General features: G+C 55.3%; 9 protein-coding genes. 1 reads left to right on the top strand and 8 read right to left on the bottom strand.

Annotation, left to right across the window (positions count from 1 at the left end):
• From QZ197_RS13155 to QZ197_RS13125, 7 genes are all read right to left on the bottom strand, one after another.
• Positions 1-293, bottom strand: a 293-nt coding sequence (locus QZ197_RS13155) for an FAD-binding protein (protein ID WP_296432503.1), incomplete at its 3' end; no start/stop codon positions are given.
• Between the two features lie 19 nt (positions 294-312).
• A complete protein-coding gene (gene sdhD, locus QZ197_RS13150) occupies positions 313-684 on the bottom strand; it encodes a succinate dehydrogenase, hydrophobic membrane anchor protein (RefSeq protein ID WP_296432502.1) in 372 nt (123 codons plus the stop codon).
• Positions 685-695: 11 nt separating this feature from the next.
• Positions 696-1079 carry a succinate dehydrogenase, cytochrome b556 subunit gene (gene sdhC / locus QZ197_RS13145; RefSeq protein WP_296432501.1) on the bottom strand — a complete coding sequence of 128 codons (384 nt, stop codon included), beginning with the start codon at positions 1077-1079 and terminating at the stop codon, positions 696-698.
• A 187-nt stretch (positions 1080-1266) separates the two neighbouring features.
• Positions 1267-2292, bottom strand: a complete 1026-nt coding sequence (locus QZ197_RS13140) for a MaoC family dehydratase (RefSeq protein ID WP_296432500.1) — start codon at positions 2290-2292, stop codon at positions 1267-1269.
• On the bottom strand, positions 2289-2492 hold the full coding sequence (locus QZ197_RS13135) for a DUF1737 domain-containing protein (protein WP_296432499.1): 204 nt from the start codon (positions 2490-2492) through the stop codon (positions 2289-2291). Before QZ197_RS13135 ends, QZ197_RS13140 begins: the two co-directional genes overlap by 4 nt.
• 4 nt (positions 2493-2496) lie before the next feature.
• A complete protein-coding gene (locus tag QZ197_RS13130) occupies positions 2497-3051 on the bottom strand; it encodes an NnrU family protein (protein WP_296432498.1) in 555 nt (184 codons plus the stop codon).
• On the bottom strand, positions 3048-3890 hold the full coding sequence (locus QZ197_RS13125) for a CoA ester lyase (protein WP_296432497.1): 843 nt from the start codon (positions 3888-3890) through the stop codon (positions 3048-3050). The genes QZ197_RS13130 and QZ197_RS13125 overlap by 4 nt, the downstream gene beginning before the upstream one ends.
• Positions 3891-4086: 196 nt before the next feature.
• Between QZ197_RS13125 and QZ197_RS13120 the strand changes: the two genes are divergently transcribed.
• On the top strand, positions 4087-4401 hold the full coding sequence (locus tag QZ197_RS13120; protein ID WP_296432496.1) for a hypothetical protein: 315 nt from the start codon (positions 4087-4089) through the stop codon (positions 4399-4401).
• 4 nt (positions 4402-4405) lie between these two features.
• Here the strand turns inward: QZ197_RS13120 and QZ197_RS13115 are convergent, their stop codons facing one another.
• Positions 4406-5158, bottom strand: a complete 753-nt coding sequence (locus tag QZ197_RS13115) for a sulfite exporter TauE/SafE family protein (RefSeq protein WP_296432509.1) — start codon at positions 5156-5158, stop codon at positions 4406-4408.
• Positions 5159-5373 lie beyond the last annotated feature (215 nt).

Here is a 5373-nt window from a genome sequence, read left to right as displayed (position 1 = left end):
GCTTTGGGGGCTTCACGGGCCAGATACTCCATCGCGTCGGTATCACCCAACCAGTCAGAGCCTTTAACCGTGTCATACATGTGCCACTGCCAGCTATCCGGTCCCATGTTGCCAAGGGACGCCGCGATGCCGCCTTGTGCAGCAACAGTGTGCGAGCGTGTCGGGAAAACCTTTGTGATACAGGCCGTGCGCAGCCCTTGTTCAGCAAGGCCCAGCGTCGCGCGCAGACCAGCACCACCAGCGCCTACAACAATTGCGTCATAGGTGTGGGTTTCATATTCATATGCAGCCATAAAAAGTGCTCCGCGGGAATTAAAGGGCGATACGGACGATTGCGAAAATCGCAAATGCCGCCGCACCGTAGGACAGGCAGATCATGCCGATGATCGCCACTTTGCGGGCGAAACCATGAACATAGTCTTCGATCAGTGTTTGGACACCACCACGAAAGTGGTAAAAGCCAACCAGCATCGTCAAAGCTGCCACGACGGCGGGGAATGGACGTTGGTAATAGGCAATCACCTCTTCATAGGACGACCCAAGGATCGACCCGAAGGTGAAAACAAACATTGGAATTAGCAGCAGCAGCGCCACAGAGGACACCATCATTTGCCAGTGATGTTCGGTTCCAGTTTTCGCAGAACCCATGCCAACGGCGCGTTTGCGGTCAGTTAAGAATGCCATGATGTTGTTCCTTATGTCGCGATGACAGTGAAGATGGTCAGCAGCACCGCCAAAACCATCATCATTTGCGCAGCCATTTCTGACTTGTCGACGTCCAGCATACGGCCACTGTCCCACACAAGGTGACGCAAACCGCCAAGCGTGTGATACCAAAGGCCCAGCACCGACAGCGTCATAATCAAATCACCGAACCAGCTGGTGATAAATCCGTTCGCGGTCGCAAATGCCTCTGGTCCAGATGCGACGGCGACGAACCACCAAACAATCAACAATGCCGCCACAATCAGCGCGTTTCCAGTGATCCGCACAAGGATCGATGAAATCGATGTCCATTGCGGTCGGTAGATCGTCAAATGCGGTGAAAGCGGGCGATTGCCCCGGTTCACATCAGCCATAACAGTTCCCTTCGTTGGCACGTGTCGTCCGGCAAGACGACGCCTTTGCGCCTTTGTGCCTCATTCAGCGACAAGAGTCACGCGACGCCACGGCACAAACCTGTGAAAAAGTGACGCGCGGCTGCAGTTTTTCATCCTTTGTGATCACACTAAAAATTTATGTGATCACAAAATTCTTCTGGTAGCGCTAAACCGGCATCAACGCCCAATAATCCAGATCAAGCAAGACATCAGGCACATATTTGCCATCGTCACCGCGCAAGACGCCCGCCTCACCCTTGGTCGCAACCAAGCGAAGCCGGATCGCACCCACACCGGGGGCTGCGGTTTCGGCAACATCCAACACCTCGGACCAAGCGCGCACCGTATCGCCCGCAAAGCACGGGTTCGCATGCGCACCCCCGTTCAGAGCGACAATCATCTGCGCATTCGCCAAGCCATTGAAGGAAAGCGCACGAGCCAGTGAAATCACATGCCCCCCGTAAATCAACCGCTTGCCGTCAGCGCGATTGCTGGCATCAAAATGCACCTTGGCGGTGTTTTGCCAAAGACGGGTGGCCAACATATGCTCTGCCTCTTCGATGGTCACGCCATCAACGTGATCAATCACCTCGCCCACTGCGTAATCACCCAAGCGGTGCGTTTCACCTGCCTGCGCGAAATCGTAGTCCTTAAAAGTGAGGCCGTTGGGCACAACAAAATCAGCCGCCGCAACAGTTTTCGCCAACTCCGGAATCACCGTTTCAGGCGCATCCGCCTGCCCGCGTTTGCGCACCATTACCCAGCGCACATAGCTCAGCACCGCCTCGCTGCGCTGATTGCGACCCGTGGTCCGGACCCAAACCACACCAGATTTCCCGTTGGAGTTCTGCTTGACCCCGATCACCTCGGACTGCGACGTCAGAGTGTCGCCGGGATACACAGGTTGTAGCCAACGCCCTTCAGCATAGCCCAAATTCGCGACCGCATTCAGCGAAACATCAGGCACCGTTTTGCCAAAGACCGTATGAAACGTGGCCAAATCATCAATGGGGGATGCTGGCAAACCGCTGGCACGGGCAAATTCATCTGATGAATAAAGCGCACCACGGGCTGGATAAAGTGCGTGATACATCGCGCGTTCTCCGCCTGAAATCGTGCGCGGCACGGCATGGGTGATCACATCGCCAACGACATAATCCTCAAAGAAACGGCCTGCATTGGTCTTGGTCATTGCTGGCCCAACTTCATATCTGGCGAATAGGGCGTGTCGATATCTTTGGTCACCGCCTGTCCGCAGCGCATCACGCCATTGGCATGGTCGTACCCATAGGTCGGATCACCATAAAGCACCCAACCCTTGGCTAGCGCATCGGACACTTTATGGCAAAACGCGGACGTGTCGTCCCCTGTCAGTAATCGGTAAATCTGCATCAGTTTATCCTACGGGTGAAACGCCCAAAGCGTAGTGAATGGCCATAACAACGATGACGAAAACAACTGTCACAACGATTGCGACGACTTCTTTCTTGGCGGGTGCGCGCGCAGGGCGTTCCCATGGGCCTTCTTGGGCGTTGATCAGCAAAACCTCGACCACGGCCCAGACGAGTAGTCCACCGAACAAGATGAACGACGGCGTGTCGCCATTCACTAACAAATGCGCGCCTGCCCAAATTGAAAAACCCGTCAACTGGGGGTGACGTACCTTAGTGCCAAGCCAGATTTTCGCGCCCTTAGCGGCACTCGCAGCATAGAAATAGAACGCTAGAACCATCAGCAGGTTGTTGATCCCAACCCACATCGGCGACGGACCCCAGTAAAACGTGCCTTCAGCGCCACGGTATCCCACCACCATCAGCACAACACTGAGGATGATCGTTACAGCCATAATCGGGTTGCCAGCCGTACCCAGCGCTTGACGCGCATTTGGCGCAACCCGTTTGAACAAATGCGCCGCCCACCAAAGAACGACCCCTGCAATTAATAATGTCATGCTGTCTCCAATGCGGCGATAATCGCGGCTTTCGCCAAGGTCGCCCGCGCGGTCACGATATGCAAGTTCTCAACGATGCGGCCATCGACCACAGCCACGCCTTGGCCTTCGGCCTCTGCTGCCTCGAACGCCGCAATCTGGCGACAGGCCAGATCAATTTCTTCATCCGTTGGACCAAAGGCTGCATTGGCAATCGCGACCTGTGCAGGGTGGATCAGGGTTTTTCCATCAAAGCCCATATCACGCCCTTCGGTACATTCGGCGCGCAAACCGTCCTCGTCCTTGAAGGCATTATAGACCCCATCAAGGGCCACGATCCCCGCCGCTTTCGCTGCGAGCAAACACATTTGCAATGATGTCATCAGCGCCGCGCGGGTCCGCGAATTCAGATCCTTGGCCAGATCGTTCGTGCCCAAAACAAAACCCGCGATGTGCGGGTGCGCGGCAATCGCACCAGCATTCAATATCCCTTGCGGTGTTTCCATCATCGCCCAGATCGGTAAATCAGGGACCAACGCGGCCAGCGCATCAACATCTTCAGGCCCGTTCACCTTTGGCAGCAAAATCGCATCGCAATTCATTGCAGCAACCGCAGATGCATCCGCTGCACCCCATTCCGTATCCAACCCGTTGATCCGCACGATTTTCAACCGTGCACCATACCCGTCATCAGCAAGCGCCGCATAAAGCGTATCGCGCGCAGCGACCTTGGCATCAGGCGAAACTGCGTCCTCAAGATCGAACAAGATCACATCCACCGGCAAGCCACGCGCCTTTTCCAGCGCGCGATCTTTCGATCCAGGAATATATAGGGCGGATCGGTATGGACGGTTATGCATCGAATCTTCCTCGCAATAAAGTTGCGCAAAGAACGCCAGAAATGCGCAGATCATTCAAGGCCATAATGCCGCATCGCAGCAAATCCGACATCGTTACGGTGTGTTAACCATTTCCGAGCATCTTTCCCTGACAATTTGATTCACTTTTTCAGCTGCCCTGCGTGGACGGCCCATCATCACAACGAAGGGGAGCCTCATGAGAAACACCTTGTACCTAATGTCCTTTGGCATCGGTGCGGCCTTGCTGCAGGGGACGCAAACGCAGGCTCAAGACGCCAACTGCGCAGATCACAGCCAAGTCGTCACACGGCTCGGGCAGCTTTACGGCGAAAACAGGCAATCAATCAGGCTTGGCGATAACAACGCGGTGGTCGAGGTCTTTGCGTCCCCCGATACCGGATCTTGGACGATCACGGTCACGCAGCCGGGTGAATTGACCTGTATGGTCGCCGCGGGGCAAGCCCATCAATACCTGAACGAACCATTGGCGAATTTCGATCGCGGCACCTAACCGTTTAGATTGCGACCCAAATCAATCGTACGCCCGTGATAACCAGCAGCACGTAAGTCAGGCCAAAGAACAACCTCTCTGGCACCAAATGATGAGCTTTGACGCCAATCCATGCGCCGAGCAACGCAAATGGTGCCAGCAGCAAACTGCCCATCAACGTATCCCAACTGAAGATACCCAAGAACGCGTAAGGCACCGCCTTCATCCAATTGACTGCCCAGAACACGACAACCGTCGTAGCTTGGAATGCAGTCTTGCTTAGCCCTTGGGACAGCAAGAAAACAGCAGATGGCGGTCCGCCTGCATGACTGACAAAGCTCGTGAATCCGCTGATAAGGCCGGCAAACCAAGCCCAAGGCGCGGAAAACGGCATAGTCCGTACTGTTAACCAGCCCAGCGCGCGCGACATCTGAAACGCAACAAACGCCAGACAGATCACCCCGATCAACAACCGGAAAACATCACCGTCAACAACTGCATAAAGGAAGGCGGCGATGATACAGCCCGGCACGGCCCCGATCATCAGGCCCTTGGCGGATGGCCAGTGCCACTTGCCCCAGTAAGGTTTCAAAGTGGCCGCATCGACCAACATAAACAGCGGCAGAACAATCCCCAAAGCAGCCCCCGGCGGGACCACAAGCGCGAGAATCGCCCCTGCCGCAAATGCCGCACCAGAGCCGAATCCACCCTTGGATATCCCCCCAAAGATGATCGCGGGGATGCCGACTGCAAAGAATTGCCAACCAAACTCAATCACTTGGATGCCCTGATTTGTTCTGTATTCACCCTTCGTTAGCGGGTTCATACGGTATTGACCACATCTTCGCACGTGATGCCGCAGCGCAGCACTCTTGCGCAAATGCCGCCAAACCCTTACCCAAAGCGCCGAAACCATATCACCAAAGGACCTGTTTCAATGGCCAGACCTAAGATTGCCCTTATCGGCGCCGGACAAATCGGCGGCACGCTTGC

The organism is Yoonia sp., from assembly GCF_017854415.1.
GTDB lineage: Bacteria > Pseudomonadota > Alphaproteobacteria > Rhodobacterales > Rhodobacteraceae > Yoonia.
The sequence above is the reverse complement of the archived record's forward strand: the minus strand, read 5'-3'. Positions and strand labels throughout refer to the sequence as shown.